The organism is Paenibacillus filicis (assembly GCF_038070315.1).
GTDB lineage: Bacteria > Bacillota > Bacilli > Paenibacillales > NBRC-103111 > Paenibacillus_G > Paenibacillus_G filicis.
The window spans coordinates 85,626-101,719 of the sequence record NZ_JBBPCC010000007.1 but is presented as its reverse complement, the minus strand read 5'-3'; the positions used below and the strand labels follow the sequence as shown (position 1 = coordinate 101,719).

At 56.6% G+C, this 16,094-nt stretch carries 15 protein-coding genes; 3 read left to right on the top strand and 12 right to left on the bottom strand.

Going from position 1 to position 16,094, the window contains the following annotated elements:
* Nucleotides 1-7: 7 nt before the first annotated feature.
* The 8 genes from WMW72_RS12765 to ggt all read right to left on the bottom strand — a co-directional run bounded on the left by WMW72_RS12765 (nt 8) and on the right by ggt (nt 9,266).
* Entirely contained in the window at nt 8-457 is a 450-nt protein-coding gene (locus WMW72_RS12765) for a cupin domain-containing protein (protein WP_341415865.1), read from the bottom strand.
* Nucleotides 454-1,236 (bottom strand): cysteine hydrolase family protein, encoded by a 783-nt coding sequence (locus WMW72_RS12760; RefSeq protein ID WP_341415864.1) that lies wholly within the window; start codon nt 1,234-1,236, stop codon nt 454-456. Before WMW72_RS12760 ends, WMW72_RS12765 begins: the two co-directional genes overlap by 4 nt.
* A 24-nt stretch (nt 1,237-1,260) precedes the next feature.
* Nucleotides 1,261-2,316, bottom strand: coding sequence for an ABC transporter substrate-binding protein (locus tag WMW72_RS12755; protein WP_341415863.1), 1,056 nt, complete (start codon nt 2,314-2,316; stop codon nt 1,261-1,263).
* A 50-nt stretch (nt 2,317-2,366) separates the two neighbouring features.
* Nucleotides 2,367-3,149, bottom strand: a complete 783-nt coding sequence (locus tag WMW72_RS12750) for an ABC transporter permease (RefSeq protein WP_341416025.1) — start codon at nt 3,147-3,149, stop codon at nt 2,367-2,369.
* 155 nt (nt 3,150-3,304) lie between these two features.
* A complete protein-coding gene (locus WMW72_RS12745; RefSeq protein WP_423227544.1) occupies nt 3,305-4,120 on the bottom strand; it encodes an ABC transporter ATP-binding protein in 816 nt (271 codons plus the stop codon).
* A 309-nt stretch (nt 4,121-4,429) separates the two neighbouring features.
* Entirely contained in the window at nt 4,430-5,809 is a 1,380-nt protein-coding gene (locus WMW72_RS12740; RefSeq protein WP_341415862.1) for an amidohydrolase family protein, read from the bottom strand.
* Nucleotides 5,810-5,821: 12 nt separating this feature from the next.
* A complete protein-coding gene (locus WMW72_RS12735; RefSeq protein ID WP_341415861.1) occupies nt 5,822-7,546 on the bottom strand; it encodes a CocE/NonD family hydrolase in 1,725 nt (574 codons plus the stop codon).
* Nucleotides 7,547-7,685: 139 nt separating this feature from the next.
* Nucleotides 7,686-9,266, bottom strand: coding sequence for a gamma-glutamyltransferase (ggt, locus tag WMW72_RS12730; protein WP_341415860.1), 1,581 nt, complete (start codon nt 9,264-9,266; stop codon nt 7,686-7,688).
* 227 nt (nt 9,267-9,493) lie between these two features.
* On the opposite strand from ggt, the gene chrB reads away from it, so the two are divergent.
* The 3 genes from chrB (at nt 9,494) to WMW72_RS12715 (ending at nt 12,270) form a co-directional block, all read left to right on the top strand.
* Nucleotides 9,494-10,075 (top strand): chromate efflux transporter ChrB, encoded by a 582-nt coding sequence (chrB, locus tag WMW72_RS12725; protein WP_341415859.1) that lies wholly within the window; start codon nt 9,494-9,496, stop codon nt 10,073-10,075.
* Nucleotide 10,076: 1 nt separating this feature from the next.
* Complete coding sequence (gene chrA, locus WMW72_RS12720) at nt 10,077-10,613, top strand: chromate efflux transporter ChrA (protein WP_341415858.1); 537 nt, start codon at nt 10,077-10,079, stop codon at nt 10,611-10,613.
* A 64-nt stretch (nt 10,614-10,677) separates the two neighbouring features.
* Nucleotides 10,678-12,270: a PucR family transcriptional regulator gene (locus tag WMW72_RS12715; protein ID WP_341415857.1), complete on the top strand. Its 1,593-nt coding sequence runs from the start codon at nt 10,678-10,680 to the stop codon at nt 12,268-12,270.
* Nucleotides 12,271-12,306: 36 nt separating this feature from the next.
* Here the strand turns inward: WMW72_RS12715 and WMW72_RS12710 are convergent, their stop codons facing one another.
* From WMW72_RS12710 to WMW72_RS12695, 4 genes are read right to left on the bottom strand one after another with little or no spacing between them, the layout of a single operon-like run.
* Nucleotides 12,307-13,296 carry an ABC transporter ATP-binding protein gene (locus tag WMW72_RS12710; protein ID WP_341415856.1) on the bottom strand — a complete coding sequence of 330 codons (990 nt, stop codon included), beginning with the start codon at nt 13,294-13,296 and terminating at the stop codon, nt 12,307-12,309.
* Nucleotides 13,283-14,308 carry an ABC transporter ATP-binding protein gene (locus WMW72_RS12705; protein ID WP_341415855.1) on the bottom strand — a complete coding sequence of 342 codons (1,026 nt, stop codon included), beginning with the start codon at nt 14,306-14,308 and terminating at the stop codon, nt 13,283-13,285. Before WMW72_RS12705 ends, WMW72_RS12710 begins: the two co-directional genes overlap by 14 nt.
* A gap of 12 nt (nt 14,309-14,320) precedes the next feature.
* Nucleotides 14,321-15,124 (bottom strand): ABC transporter permease, encoded by an 804-nt coding sequence (locus WMW72_RS12700; RefSeq protein ID WP_341415854.1) that lies wholly within the window; start codon nt 15,122-15,124, stop codon nt 14,321-14,323.
* Nucleotides 15,125-15,137: 13 nt separating this feature from the next.
* Nucleotides 15,138-16,076, bottom strand: a complete 939-nt coding sequence (locus WMW72_RS12695) for an ABC transporter permease (RefSeq protein ID WP_341415853.1) — start codon at nt 16,074-16,076, stop codon at nt 15,138-15,140.
* Nucleotides 16,077-16,094 lie beyond the last annotated feature (18 nt).

Sequence of the window (16,094 nt, the reverse complement as noted above, 5' to 3'; positions counted from 1 at the left end):
CCGTCCTCTACACCGTTGAAGGCTTATTAGCGGAGTGAACCCCTCTCAATACCTTCAAGTCCTCCTCGTCAAGAGACGACTCCGGCCCCGACTTGATCAATTCGGAGAAGCTCTCATCCGGCACCATCGTCGTCAAGACATACAGCCGGCCGGTGCCTGTATTGCGGACTTGATGATTGTGTCCTGGAGGGACGATAAAATACGAACCGGTTCGGATCGCTACATCAGAGCTTCCTACCGTTGCCACCCCTTCTCCACCAAGCACGTAAAAATATTCGTACGCTTCCGAATGCTCGTTCGGAGGCGTCTGGCCGCCGACGTCGAAAATTTCCACGACCGACACGAACGGCACCTGCGTACCGTCGCACAGCAGGACGAACTTATTGGAATCGGAGCTTGAAATTTTACGAACGGGACATTGCTCGAAATGGCCTACAACCAAACCCTCTATTGTCATTGAATTTCATCCTTTCCGGCGTTTACCGCCCAAGCGTCCAATAGGGACTCGGAGCTTGCGACGAAGCCGTAGCATTGTTTGATATTGTAAATAGCAGCGTCCTTGCAAAATAAGGGAGAACTCGTCGCGCAGCAATCCTCAAGCAGCACCGCATCGTAGCCAAGAGAAACGGCATCCTGAAGCGTATGCATGACGCACTGATCGAGATTAACTCCGGTAAATAGCAGCGTGTGTACGCCGAGATTGCGCAGAATGCTGTCCAAGGGCGTATCCCAAAACCCGCTCATCCGGAATTTATCGACATGAATATCGCCCGGCTCAGCCGTCAGGCCGTCGATCAGGGCGGCTCCCCAGCTGTTCTTCTCCAGGACGCGGGAGCCGCTGCCCGGCAGTGGACTGCCGATGCCCGCTCCCGATCCGTCGGGATCGTAGACATGAAGCACGGATGGGCTCAGGTTGAGCCGGTCCTCGCGATTCCCCCAGTTTACCCATATGACAGGCACTCCTTTGCTGCGGATCATCGGCAGCAGCCGGTTTAGAGGCTTCACCGGAGTGAGCAGCGCCGAAGTATCGACGCCGATGGAATCTAGCCATCCGCCAGGCGAACAAAAATCGTTCTGCATATCGATCACGATTATCGCGCACCGCTCCAAATCCAGCGTAAGCTGCTGCGGCTGAGCCTCAAACGTCACGGGCATCGGCGGACGCGCCTCCCGGCGCAGGTCGACCGCCTCTCGCGAAACCCTCCAATAGCTTTTATGGTTACCCAACTGTCGCATCGCGGCCCAACTCCTTACGTATCGTCAAGGCTTTGTCAAAAATTCGGCTGTGAACGCCTTCGTCACATCCTGCTTCCCCTTCAGCCCGCCGATCTGCAGCAGCTGATCCTGAATCGTGTTCCACCTCTCCAGTGTCATGTGGCCGATGCCGTTCGCCTTCGTCTCCTCGGTCAAAATGAAAGGCTTCTCCTGCTCGGCCTCGTAGTTCATCGCTTCCACAGTCATGTCTTTATTGAACGTTTGGATGAACGGATTGACATCCTTATAGTTGTTCAGGTAGTGCGACCAGCCCTTCTGGGTTGCCTGAACGACGGCTTTGACAATATCCGGATGCTTCTTCAAATAATCCTCCGTCGTAAACAGCACGTCGCAGTAGTTGGCATACCCGGAGTCAGCGACCTTCAGAACGCTTACGTCAATTCCCTGCTGACCGAGCGCATAGGGCTCATTGGTGATATACCCCTGGTTCAGGGAACCCTTCGTGTTAATAAAATTGACCAGCTGCCCTGTATAAGCCATCTCCTTGACATCGTTCAGCTGATATTTATGCTTGATAAACTCCCAGTACAGCACGCCGGGCTGCATGAAGATCGTTCGCCCTTTTAAGTCCTCGAAGCCGCTGACCTTATCTTCCTTGTGATATACGAGCACCTGGGGCGTATACTGGAAGCCGGCGAAAATCCCGACGACCGGGATGCCCTGCTCACGGGCCCGCAAAATATCGTCCGCATAAGAGATGCCGAAGTCGGCCTTACCGGATGCGACGAGCTGCAGTCCTGAGACTTGAGGCCCACCGGGCTGGATCGTCATGTCAATGCCCGCGTCCTTGTAATAGCCCTGCTGCAGTGCGGAGAAATAACCGCCGTCCTCTCCTTTGGCATACCAGCCTTCCACGAGATGGGCTTTTTGCAGCTCCTTTGCCCCGCCGGATGCCGAAGCGGCCGGTTTCGAGTCAGTAGGAGCCGATTGCACAGCGCCGGCCGGTGCATGAGAGCCGGAGGTTGCTGTAGACGAACAAGCCGATAGAAGTCCTGTGAGCGATAAAGCGATTAATGTCAGTACCGGTATGCGTCTAGTCATCGGGGGGTGCCTCCCTTATTTGTCTGTATGAGTCTAGTTAGCGGGGGTGTTTACCCGTTCATTGCCGAATCGTGCCACGAACGCAACAGCCGGTTGGAAAGGGCGTTGATGAGCAGGAAGAAGACGATGCCCACCAGTGCGGCGGATAATCCGCAGGCGAATAAGTAGGCGGTTTGCAAGCGGGTCGACGCTACCGTGATGGCGTAACCGAGACCGCCCTGCAGACCTCCGATGCCGGCGATGTATTCACCGACGATTGCGCCGACGACCGACAGCGAGCAAGAAATTTTGAGTCCGGCCAGCATGTACGGCAGCGCCGCAGGGATGCGAAGTCTCCAGATCGTCTGCATCTTCGTAGCGTTGTAGAGATAGAACAAGTTCTTCATGTTTTGCTCCGTGGAATTGAGGCCAATCAGTGTGTTAGACAAAATCGGGAAGAAGCCGATCAAAAACGCAATGACGACGATCGCATTCATGCCCGCTCCGAACCAGATGACAATAATCGGGGCGACTGCAACGATCGGGATCGTTTGCAGAATGATCGCATAAGGGTACACGCTTCGCTCCACCGTTTTGGACAATGCGAGCAGAATGGCGAACGCTACGCCCAGCACGACGCTGGCCAAAAATCCAAGCACCGCCTCGACGATCGTCGTGCTGACTGAGGCAATCAAATTGGACCCGTTTGCCGCTGCGGCGATCACGATATCGGACGGCTTGGGCAGCAGATAGGCTTTCGTCCCCGTCAGCCTCAGCACGATTTCCCATAGGCCTACGAAGAGGATAAACACCGCAAGCGGGGGCACCACCTTGTTGGTCAGCTTCGCGAGCATTTCGTTACGCGAACGCGTAGGGCGATCCTTTCCGTGTGACCGTTCAGCAGCAATAGGCGGTGTGGCGGCGGGAGACATGACCGCATCCGACAGAGCACTGGCAACCATCTTGTCCATATTGATTTCCCCTTTCTCACTTTACGGCTCAGCCGTCATTAGTGTTTGAGCACCTCGGATACTTGGCGCACATAGCTGCTGAATTCCGGAAGCGTCCGGAACTCGTCGGTTCTCGGGAACGGGATCGGAATATCGATGATCTCGGATATTTTACCGGGTCTCGGGGTCATGACGACGACTCTCGTAGACAGATATACCGCTTCGAATACATTATGGGTAATGAAGAGCACGGTCATTTTTTGATCCTGCTGCCAGATGTTAAGCAGTTCATCCTGAAGGGTCTGGCGGGTAATCTCGTCCAAAGCGCCGAACGGCTCATCCATCAGCAGCAGCTTCGGCCTGGCGATCAACGCCCTGGCAATCGATACCCTCATCTTCATGCCGCCGGACAATTGACGGGGCAGCACCTTCGTGTAGTCCTTCAAGCCGACTAGCTCCAGCACCCGCTCACCTTCGGCGATCCGCTGCTTCTTCGGCACACCGCGCAGTGTCAGCGGCATCGTGACGTTATCGATCAATTTCGCCCAAGGCAGCAGGGTGTGCTCCTGAAACACAAAGGCGATTTCATTTTGCTTGCGGGCTTCCTTGGGCGTCGTCCCCAGTACGGAGAGCTCGCCGGAGGTCTGATCGGTCAATCCTGCAATCATATTGAAAATTGTGGATTTGCCGCAGCCCGACGGTCCGACGAAGCAAAGAAATTCCCCTTCACCCGCCTGCAGATTGGCTTGTTGGACGGCTATGGTACCGTTCGGATATACCTTGCCTACTTGATCCATATGGACGAGAAGCTCGGAAGCGCCGATTCGACCGTTTCTTGCTGATAGGTCTTGTGCAACTGCCAGATTCACGCTCATTCCAATCCCTCCTCGTAATCTATATGTCATATTATATTACGTATATTTCAGTTTTAACAATGTATACGTTAGATATATGTGCATGATTACAATGAAAACGTATTAAAACTGGTTGAAATTACGAAAAACAAGATTTTATATGTAATATTACATTACATAAAAGAAAAAGAACCCGGGAACGGCCGTCTTACTTAGCCATTACCACAGGTTCGAGTGTTGTTCCGAGAGGCCGCGGCTTCTCAGTGCTGAACGACAGCTGTGCCCCTTTTTTCAAGCTTCCCATTCTTTACGTTGCAAGGACGGCCGTCATCATGATTTCACTGCATCGGCAGATTCACTGCGAAACGTTATAAGCTCCGACGCCTCATCCCAGCGTTCCTTCAGCACCCGCTGCTTCCATTCCGGCTTGCCGCCGGGCTTCTTCACGCAGAGCCCTTTGCTCCACACCCAACGCCGTTCCGGGACCATGGTAAATAGCTCCTCCACCGCCGCCGCATCGAAGATGACGAAGTCCGCGGCATTCCCGGCAGCAATCCCGTATCGCGCTAAACCGGCAACCTGCGCGGCTTGGGTTGTCATCATACGCAGCACGGTGCGGATATCGGATGGACTGCCCATATGGGCGGCGTACGCCGTGACCAGCCCGATCTGCAGTAAATCCCCTCTGCCGAATGGATGAAACGGGTCATGAATGTTATCCGAAGCTGTCGCCAGAGGGATGCCAGCGGCGAGCAGCTCCTTCACCCGTGTCACCCCTCGCCGCGCCGGAAATCCGTCATGCCGCCCTTGCAAGTAAAGATTCGCCCCCGGCAGCGTAACCGCTCCGAGCTTTGCCTCCGCCATGAGTGAAATGGCTGCTTCCGCATCGGCATCCGGCATAGCGGCGAGTGAGCACAAGTGGTCCACGGTCACCCTACCTGCCCAGCCGTACTCCATCGTGCGTCTCGCGATGTGAAGCACGGTATTCTTGCAGGGGTCGTCGCTCTCGTCTGTATGCAGGTCAATGGGACATCCTAGCCTATCGGCCAACGCAAACAGCCGATCGATGTCCGGATTAGGGAACGGAGATAGGTGCGGGGCACCACCTAAGCCTGTCACGCCCATCCTGAGCACTTCCTCAGCCAGCTCAAGGGCATCCGAGGTGAGATCGAGATACGGCAGCATCGGGAACAGCTGAAGGGTCGCATAAGCGGCAAGCTCTTCCTTAACCTCCAGTGCCGCTTCGATCGTTCGGAGCGCAACATCCTTGCCGTATTTCACATGAAAATCAAGATGCGTACGCATCACGGTCGTACCGAATGAGATCGCCTGCAGAGCGGCCCGCATCATACGTGCTTTCAGCTCTCTCTTCGTGAACGACGGGACAGCCGTCGAATAATTCAGCACAGCTTCCTGCAAAGTCCCGGATACATTCCCGACCTTCGGCAGAGAAAATGCCTTGTCCAGATGCATATGCGCATCCACGAATCCGGGAAGCACAACGTTGCCTCCGGCGTCGAGCAGAAGCAATGCCCCGGGGTCACCGCTTTCTCCATCCCACTGCTCCAGCGAAACAGAGTCAGGCGATGACGTCGGAGAAGGCTGCTCGGTAACCGACAGCCAAACCCCGTCCTCAGCAACCAGCGTGTACAACTGACGTTCATCTTGAAGCGGCAGCGCGGCATTCACGATTTTCAGCACGGTTTTCATAGGCGCGTCTCCTTATCCTTTGATATCCGTATAAGCTTCTGCTAGGGGCAATTCGATCCATGTTTCTGCGCCTGGAACGCTGGATACGGCTACGACAGCCATGGCAAGCTCGCCCGCCCCTGCTTTCATCGCCTCTGTCCAAGGTATGCCGTTCGGATGCCGAAGCAGCAGCGGGTACGCGCTGCCTGTGAGCTCCAGTCTGATCGCCGAACCGACCGGACAGCGGAAGCTCAGCGGCCTCATCAAGATGTCAGCCGCTTCGGGTTCACCAACCCCGCTCGTCGAGGGTGCGCGTCCGACTTCCACTCTTCCCACCGACAAGAATCTGGCCTCCCCGCTTGGCATCACGACTGAAAGAACGGCGACCAGATCGGTGGGTCCGTCTATCGCTTGGCACATCACTTTCACTCTCGGAGTCCCCAGTATTTCTACTTCCTTCTCCAGTGGATCGCCAGTGTATACCAAAATTTCGTAACGGTCCTGCTGAACACTTCGATCGGCCGGAAGCACCGAGGCCAAGGACATCGGAAGACGGGCGTCGTATACGAAAACGTCTGGCGCTGCAGATTGGCTGATGTTTTCCTTGGATTCAGTCAGCACACTGCCGCCGGAGGCGCCGTTTGCAGGAAGGGTCGAACCGGAGACATACAAATGTTTTACCGGTGTGCGGCTGTCTTGCTCCTCCATGCCCGGGAAAGGGAACTTCTTCGTGAGCTTCCACGTTTTGCTCCATGGCTCGAAGTACCGGACAGGAGCTTCCTCGAACAAACCGCTCTCGCCTTCATCCTTCAGCCAGTAACGGAACCATTCGGCCTGCCTCAGATGCATCTGGCCGTCGGCGTCCGGTCCATGATCCATACCGCCCGGCTTGCGCCCCCAGGGGATGTGGGTCCATGGCCCGATGTGAAGCTGGTGGAACAGCTTCGGGGACTGCTCCTGCGCTGATAGAGTCTGAAACGATTGCAGCGTACCCTGAAGCAGGAAATCGTACCACCCTCCGATGTGAAGCGTAGGTATCGGTTTCTCCATAAAGGCATCCAGCCAGTTGAATCTGGCCCAATACTCATCGTATTCCGGATGCGCTAGCCAATCGAAATAGGCGGGCAAATATTTGTCCAACACCGGATGTCCCTGATCAAGCGGCAGCTGCCGGAGTGCAGGCGCCGGATTGAGCATAACCTCCGTGCACAACGCTTCGGCCTCTGCATCACCGGCTCGTCGGGCCGAATCTCTCGCCAGCTGGTAAGCCCAGGGCAAGCAGCTTTGCAAATCGAAGCTTCCGTATGCGTACATCCAGCCAGGATACAAATTCGCAGCTGTCATGCTCGGCGCAATCGCCGTTAAGTGCGGCGGATGCAGCGAAGCGGCCGCCCATTGGGTCGCGCCCTGGTACGAAAACCCATACATGCCGACTTTTCCGTTGGAACCCGGAAGCGAAGCGGCCCATTCTACGGTATCGTAGCCGTCCTCCGCTTCATGCGCGAATGGTGAAAACTCCCCTTCGGAATCCCCTCGGCCGCGAACGTCTTGGATCACGACCATGAATCCTTGAGAAGCATACCAAACCGGATGTGCGTGGCTCACGGTAGAAGCAAGCTTCCTCCCGTAAGGCTGTCTCATCAGCAGTACCGGATAGCCTCCCCCGCCAGCTGGTCTGTAAATATCCGCATAAAGCGTAACGCCGTCTCTAAGCACGCAGGGTACTTTCCGCATCATGTCGACTCCACCGAAATTCATAACTGCATCTCCTCTCAGATCGCACGGAGCGATTAGGTTAGATTCTATGACAAACTTCTTTTTCGCCACAATCGGATGATCCTGTTTTTGTAAAGGCGCACAAATATCAGGTGCAATTGTTGTAATCAAGGTGGAAGCCCTACCACCCGATGGACGCTCCGTCGCAGCGCGGATCCGAGCCGCCGATGCGGAAGCCCTGGCTGTCGATCAAGATCGCCTGGGCATGACCGACAATCCCGTCATATGCCCTGACCTTGCGTACGAGATGGCCGGCGGCTGCGAGCTGAGCCAGCACCGCCTCATCCACTCGGCTCTCCACCTTAAGCTCGCGGGTTTCCTCTCCCCACGTTCTCCCCCACACCCAGCGCGGTTCGTTAATGGCTGTCTGCGGGTCCATCCCATAATCGACGACTCGCGTCAGCAGGGCGGTTTGCGTTTGTGGCTGCCCCTCCCCTCCTTGCGTCCCATACAACAAATAAGGACGGTCTTCCAGCATGGCCATGGCCGGCATCAAGGTGTGGAATGTCCTCTTTCGAGGTGCAAGCCGATTCACATGAGAAGGATCAAGCGAAAAGAACGAACCGCGATTTTGCAGCAGCACCCCAGTGCCTGGCACCACGACCCCAGAGCCGAACTCAAAATACAGGCTTTGGATAAACGAAACGGCGTTCCCTTCCGCATCGACAACTGCCGCATAAGCCGTATCGCTGCCTAGCTGCTCCGCTTCCATCGGCAGCGCCCGGCTCATATTCAAGCGGGCCGCCAGCTTTTTCGCGTATGGCTTATCCAGAAAGCGCCCGACAGGAATGTCGGCAAAATCCGGATCGGTCAGCCATGCATTGCGGTCGAGGAACGACAGCTTCAGCGCCTCCACTAGCAGATGGTAATACTCGTAAGAACCATGCTGAATCCCTGTGAAATCGAAATGTTCCAGGATGTGAGCGGTCATTATACCGGTAAACCCCTGTGAATTGGGCGGAAGCTGAACCAGCTGAAGCCCGCGGTAGCTCCCCGTGAGCGGGGTTGCCCAATTTCCCGTATGCTCCGCAAAGTCATCCGCGGTCAATATGCCTCCCTGCCCCTGAAGGTAATCGCCCATCCTTTGTCCTAGCTCGGCTTTGTAGAAATAATCCCGTCCTTTGGAGGCGATTTCTCTCAAGGTCCGGGCCAAATCCTTCTGCAGAAAACGGCTCCCTGCTGCGGGAATCCGGCCCCCAGGCAAATAAATGGCAGAGGCTGCCGGATCGCTCGCCAGAACGTCTTGCTTCAACCGTGTGTTCTGATGTTGATCGGGAGAGAGCGGAAATCCTTCTGATGCGTAGCCAATGGCCGCCTCCAGAACGTCTGCAAGCGTGAGCTTGCCGTATTCACGCAGGATCGCATCCCAGCTGTCCACCATACCCGGTACGGTCACGATGCTCCGTATGCCTCTAGACGGAATCGCCGCTTCACCCGCGTAAGCGCTCAGATCCGCGCGGTAACCTGAACGGCCGCTGCCGTTATAAGCTCTCACAGCTCCGTCCTGCGCACTGTACAATAGCCAGAACGAGTCTCCGCCAAGCCCTGTCATATGCGGATAAACAACGGCCAAGCATGCGCTCACGGCAATCGCCGCGTCAAAGGCATTTCCTCCCTTTTCCAGCACGCGCGCCCCCGCTGTCGTCGCAAGGTAGTGCGGACTCGTTACCATTGTTTTCGTGCCGATTGCCGCTTTCTTCATCCATACTCGACCTCCTGCGCCTTCGAATTGTTATATAAGTTAACATTAATATTCGTTTTTTTGCAATATTTTTCTGAATATCGCAGCTAAGCATTGCCTAAACCAGAGATTAGTCATATATTTATACAAAAAGGTGCTTGATTCCACCTATTTTCGCATATTTGAGTTAGATTATCTAACATTATGAATGCGACTAACTAAGATTGCGCACAAGGGAGTGGGACATCATGATCAAACCCTATGGGGAATTATGCGCGGCCATGCTTCGCACGGGCCTATTAGGGTACGGTGGCGGTCCGGCCACGGTACCTCTTATCCGTTACGAAGCTGTCACCAAGTACGGCTGGATGAATGACGAGGAATTTGGCGAAGTACTGGCGATCGCCAACGCGTTACCCGGACCGATCGCGACGAAGCTTGCCGCGTATTTGGGATATCGGATCAAAGGTTCGGCAGGTGCGGTCGTTGGCGTAGTAGCCCATATTGCCCCTACCTGCATCGCTATGATCGCCTTATATGAATTTATCAATTTCTTCAGCTCTTCCCCTGTCATTAAAGGGATGATCGCCGCCGTCGTACCCGTCGTAGCGGTTATGCTCGGGCAAATGGCTTATGAGTTCGGGGAAAAGGCTGTCAAGGGAATGGGGAGATACGCCGCTCTCGGCTTAGGCATCGCCGTATGGGTCCTGCTTGAGTTCGTCAAGCTTCACCCGGCGATCGTGATTGTCGCTTGCTTGGCTTACGGCTCGGTTCACTTCAAGCTCGTGGGCAAGTGGAAGCAAGCCCGGGCTGGGAAAGGAGGCATTTGATGTGGATGAGCTGCAGCTGTTGATCGGATTTTTCCTCGCCAATGTGTTCGGATATGGCGGCGGTCCGGCCTCCATTCCTCTTCTGTATAACGAGATTGTGAACCATCACCACTGGTTAAGCGGCTCCGCATTTTCCAACATGCTGGCGCTCGGCAACTCGCTGCCGGGACCGATTGCGACAAAGATCGCCGCATTTGTCGGTTACGACCTCTCGGGTTGGATCGGCGTTCTCATCGCTGTAGGCGCCACGGTCGTTCCGTCGGCCATAGCGTTGATCGTGCTGCTTAACCTATTAAACGCACACCGCCAATCTCCGGTCGTGAAAGGAATGACACTGCTCGTCCAACCTGTCATCGCCGTGATGATGCTGCAGGTCACTTGGCAAAGCACCCGAGACTCCGTGCTTTCCATCGGCATGCTCCAATTTGCTGGCATCGCCGGGATTGCCGCCTGGGCCATGCTCCACCGAAAAGTTCATCCGACGCTCGTCATCGTGGCTGCCTTCGTCTATGGGGGAATTTTCCTGGGGAATTCTTGATCGTTGCTCCATGAACCTTGATCGCAGCTAGGGGCAATTACCGGCATAAGGAGGTAAATTCGGCATGTATATCACTGTGGAAGACGCACTGACCATCTATCCGCTATCGGAGGGAAAGCTGACGGCCGGACGAAAAGGCCTCCATCGCATCGTCAAATCCGTCAATGTGATGGACGCACCGGATATTTCGGATTGGGTTCGCGAGGGGGACATTTTATTTACCACGGCCTACCTGATGAAGGACGAGCCAACCGAAGGGATCAAGCTGTTGAGAAAACTGGCGGAGAAAGGAGCTGCGGGTCTCGGTATTAAGCTCGGCCGATTCTGGTCCAGCGTTCCCGAAGACATGCTGGCTGAGGCGGACCGAATAGGGTTTCCTCTGATCGAGCTGCCGTTCCCCTTTACCTTCTCCGATCAAATGAGAGGCCTTTTCAATGCCGAACTGCAAAAAAGCACCCGCATGCTGCACGGTGTGCTCGAGAAGCAAAAAGAATTGATTCGCTTCGCCCTTGCGCCGGACGGAACCGGCGAAATGTTCAAGAGGATCGGAGGCATTCTGGAATCCCCCCTCGCTGTCGTTGGCTTACGAGGGCAAATATTGTTCAGTAATCTTGAGGGCGGGGATCTGGCGCTCCTACAAAACCGTCCGAATAAACGGATTATTCCTTCCATTCGTACCGAAGGCGGCGACAAACTGCTGTGCATTCCGCTGAAAAGCGCTGCAGCAGGTGACGAGGGCTTGGGCTACGCCGCCTTTCATACCCGCGGGGGCATACCGCTCAAAGAGGAAGAAGGGCTGTTCCATCAAGCCGCTGAAATCATTTCGCATCATTTGAACACGCTTGAACGTGAGCATATGGAACAGTCGACTCAGAACGAGTTCGCCTCCCTGCTGAAAAATTACTTGAAGCAGCAAGTTTCGATCGAAACTCTGCTCGAATGCGCCGTGAGGCTGAGCATTCCGTTCGGTACCTCCCCGTACTATGGCGTGCTGACCTCCTTGTCGGAGGCAGACCGGACCAAGCAGGAGCGAATATTCCGAACGATCCGGCAGGAGCTGCAGTACCATCCGCTGCTGAAGGACTTGTCCCAACTGCATGTTCCGATTGAAGGCGCCATGTTGTCCATCTACCCTTCCGGAGCGCATACGGACGGCGGCAAGCTGGCCAATCTGCTGACCCGAATCTTTACGGATATCGCAGCGGAGTCGGATGAAAGTCTTCGCATCACGGTAAGTCAAGTCAAGCATAAGCCCGAGCATCTGGGCAAAGCGTACCAGGAATGTTTGGATGCGAAAGAAACGGCGGAGAGGCTGCGCGTCCAACCGTTCGTCGTCGAATTCGGCGCGGTAGAAATGGCTTATATTTTCGAATCGGTGCCGAAGGAAAAAATGCGGAGATTCGTCGATATGACCTTGTCCCCGCTAATCGACAAAGCGCCCGATTCGGCTCAAGAGCTGCTCCGTACCCTGGAGCTGTATATTGAGCATAACGGTCAAATCAACGAAACCGCCAAGCAGCTGTTTATTCACCGCAACACCGCGGCTTATCGGCTTGAGAAGATCGGCGAGCTACTGCAGGTCGACTTCAAATCGTATCCGCATCTGCTGAAGCTGAAGCTCGTCCTGCTGTTCAAGCGCATCCTCGATCTGCGGTAGCGCATTATCCGGCGTCCACGGTGGATTCGGTATTCGTCAACTCCACAGATGGCAAGCAACCTGTCGGCCAGAGCTAACCTCAACGAGACCCGGCTGCTGTCCGCATCGTTCATGGGCGTGCAGGCAGCGTGACCGGAACGCGCAGCCCTGGGGAAGATGGCGAGGGTCCGGCAGCTCGCCTTCGATAACCGCCGCCGCTACGGGCACAGAGCCCGGTTCGGCCGGAATGGAGGCGACGAGCGCCTGCGTGTATGGATGCAGGGGCTTGGTGTACAAAGCGTCGACCTCGGCGATTTCCACGATACGCCCCAGATACATGACGGCAACGCGATCACTCATATAATGGACGACGTTCAGGTCGTGCGAGATAAAGAGATAGGTCAGGGACAGCTCTTCCTGGAGCTCCTTCAAGAGATTCAGGATCTGGGCCTGAACCGAGACGTCCAGCGCGGAGACTGGCTCGTCCAGCACTAGGAATTCCGGGCGCAGCATAAGCGCCCTCGCAATCCCGACACGCTGCCGCTGGCCGCCGCTCAGCTCATGCGGATACCGCTTCGCATAAGAGGCCTGGAGTCCAATCCTCTCCAGCATATGCTCCGCAAGCCGTCTTCGTTCTTCACGAGTGCCCTTGCGTTGAATAGCCAGCGGCTCCTCCAGGAGGCGGCCGATCGTGAATCTCGGATTCAGCGAAGCGTAAGGGTCCTGGAACACATACTGGATCTGCGATCTGGCGGGTCCCCGAGCACCGTCGCGGTCTACGGCCAAGGCTGTGCCTTTAAACTTGATGCTTCCTGCGGAAGGCTGCAGCATCAGCGAGGCCATCTGGCCAAGCGTTGATTTGCCGCAGCCGCTCTCGCCAACGACGCCCAGCGTCTCTCCCCTCTGGATATCGAGGGAGACGCCGCCCACGGCATGCAGCGTCTCGGCCGGAGCTGGCCAACGCCGCTGAGTGTAGCTTTTCCGGATATCGCGAAGCTCCAGCAGCGTCTCTTGCCTGCGCTCCCCATCCCGCTCAGCTTCCAGCATAGACCTTCCCTCCTTCCTCTTGAGCCAACAGATGGCAGGCCGCGTAATGCCCTACCCCAGCGCTCCAAAAAGCAGGCGCCTCGCGCCTGCAGTGCTCCGTCGCATAATCGCAGCGTGAAGCGAACAGGCAGCCATCCCCCCGCTCATGAAGAGCGGGCACATGACCCGTGATCGGCGTGAGCTTGCTTCCCTTCTTGGAAGGCAGCGGAATAGACGCAAGCAGACCCGACGTATAAGGATGGCTAGGCCGCCGGAGCACTTCGGCGGCCGGCCCCTGCTCTACGATCCTGCCAGCGTACATTACCAGCACACGGTCACAGATGCCCGAGATCAGGCCGAGGTCATGCGAGATGAGGAGAATGGAAGTTCCATCCTCATCCCTCAGCTTCCGCATCAGCGCGAGAATTTGCGCCTGAATGGTGACGTCCAGCGCCGTCGTTGGCTCGTCGGCGATCAGCAGCTGCGGCCGGCAGGAGACCGCCATGGCGATCATAACCCGCTGCCGCATGCCGCCCGAGAGCCGATGCGGATACTCGTTCAGCAGCGACTCCGGCCTCGGCAGCCCTACTTTGCGGAACATAGCCACGGTCCGTTCCTCGGCTTCACGGCGTGAGCAGCCCTCGTGCAGGCGAATCGCCTCGGCGACCTGGCGGCCCACGGTCAGGCTCGGATTGAGCGAGCTCATCGGGTCCTGGAAGATCATGGCGATCTCCTTGCCCCGGATGCGCCGGATGTCAGGGGCGCCTAGCCGGTTCAACGCCTGCCCGGCCTTGTTGTAGATCTCTCCCCCCGCCACGCGGATCGCGGGCGGCAGCAGCCCCAGCACAGACAAGGATAAGATGCTCTTGCCGCAACCGGATTCCCCCACGATGCCGACGATCTCGCCATCATTCACTTGAAGCGAGACGTCTTCCACGACCGGCAGTGCCCGCTTGCGCCCGTTCTGAAGCTCCAGGCGGAGTTCGCGGATCTCCAGCACGGGCATGGTAGACGGTCTTCTGAGTTCCTTCATCGATGTCACCTCTCATCCCCTCCGGTCGCGCGCATCCCGGATGCCGTCGCTCAGCAGATTGAACCCGAGAACGGTGATCGTGATGAGCGCGCCGGGGGCCAATGTGAACCAGGGTGCTTTGGCCAAGTAAGTTTGTGATTCGTTCAGCATTCTGCCCCAGCTCGGATTCGGTGGCTGCACCCCGAGTCCGAGGTAGCTCAGCGCCGCTTCAATCAGAATCGCCGTGGAGAAGCTGAGTGCAGCCGTGGTAATGATCGAGGAAGCAATATTCGGAAGAATCTGGACGAACAGGATGTTGAACGGCCCTGCTCCGAAGCCCTGAACCGCCCGGACGTATTCCGCCTCCCGATGCTGTAAGACGCCGCTGCGGACGACTCTCGCGAATGACGGCATAAACAGGATGCCGATCGCTAATATCGTTTGATACAGGTTGGGCTTGAACACGGAGACCAGCAGCAAGGCAAGCAGAATGCCCGGGAAAGCGAGCAGTGCATCTGTCGCCCGCATCAGCAGCTCGTCCACCCATTTGCCGGCATACCCGGCGATAGTACCGACGATCAGACCGCCTGCCGCCCCGACCGCCACGGATGCAGTTCCGACGAGGAAGGCGGTCTGTGCGCCGACCATCACCCGGCTCAGCACGTCCCGCCCGAAGTTGTCGGTGCCGAGCAGATGTGCCGGTCCCGGCGCCTGCAGACGTGCGGCGATACGCATCGCATTGGGCTCATACGGCGTGTAGAACAAGCTGAGCAGCATCAGAGTCGCGAGTATCGCCACGAGCGTGATGCCCAGAGTCAGATTTACGCTTCTTTTCATAAGGGCTCCCTAACTAATATTTGATCTTGGGGTCAAGCCACCGGTACGACAGATCGACCAGGAAATTGATCGTGATCACGAAGAACGCGATCAGCAGCACCAAGCCTTGAACGAGCGGATAATCGCGGTTGCCGATCGCCGTGATCAGCAGGCTGCCGAAGCCTGGCATCGTGAACACTTGCTCCACGACGAGACTGCCGGCCAGCAGCTCGCCGAACTGAATGCCGATGATGGTCACGACCGGCAGGAGTGCGTTGCGAAGCACGTGGCCGTACAGCACGATTCCTTCCGCAAGGCCCTTGCTTCTCGCTGTTCTGACATATTCGAGGCTGAGCTGCTCCAGCATCGTCGTCCGCAGGTAGCGCACGACGATGGCGATCTGCGGGATAGCTAGAGCGACAGCCGGAAGTATCGTTGATCGCAGCGCCAGGAGCGGACTATCGGACCATCGGACATAACTGCTCACCGGCACCCAGCGCAGCGTCAGACCGAACAGCAGAATCAGCAGAATCCCCATCCAGAAGGAGGGGATCGCGAGTCCTAGCTGGGTGCTGATCGAGACGAGGAGATCGGGCAGCCTGCCCCGGCGTCTAGCAGCCAGGATCCCGAGCGGGATCGCCACGACTACGATGATCGCTACGGCCTCGAGGGCCAGCATCAAGGTTACGGGGAATCGGGCTGCGATCAGGCTGGACACCGGCTCGTCAAATCGGAGCGATGTGCCGAGGTTCAAGGTTAGCGCCCCTCGAAACCAGTCCAGCAGCTGAATAACTAACGGCTGATCGGTTCCGAGCTTGGCTGACAACAGCTCGATTTGCGCCTCGGTAGCCTCGAGGCCCAGAATCGTGAGTGCAGGATTACCCGGGATGATCCGGAATACGCCGAACGTTAGAAGCAGAACGAACAGGACGGTTAGCAGCAGCGTGAAGACTCGTCTGACATAATAATTCATGGTCTATTCTCCGGCATA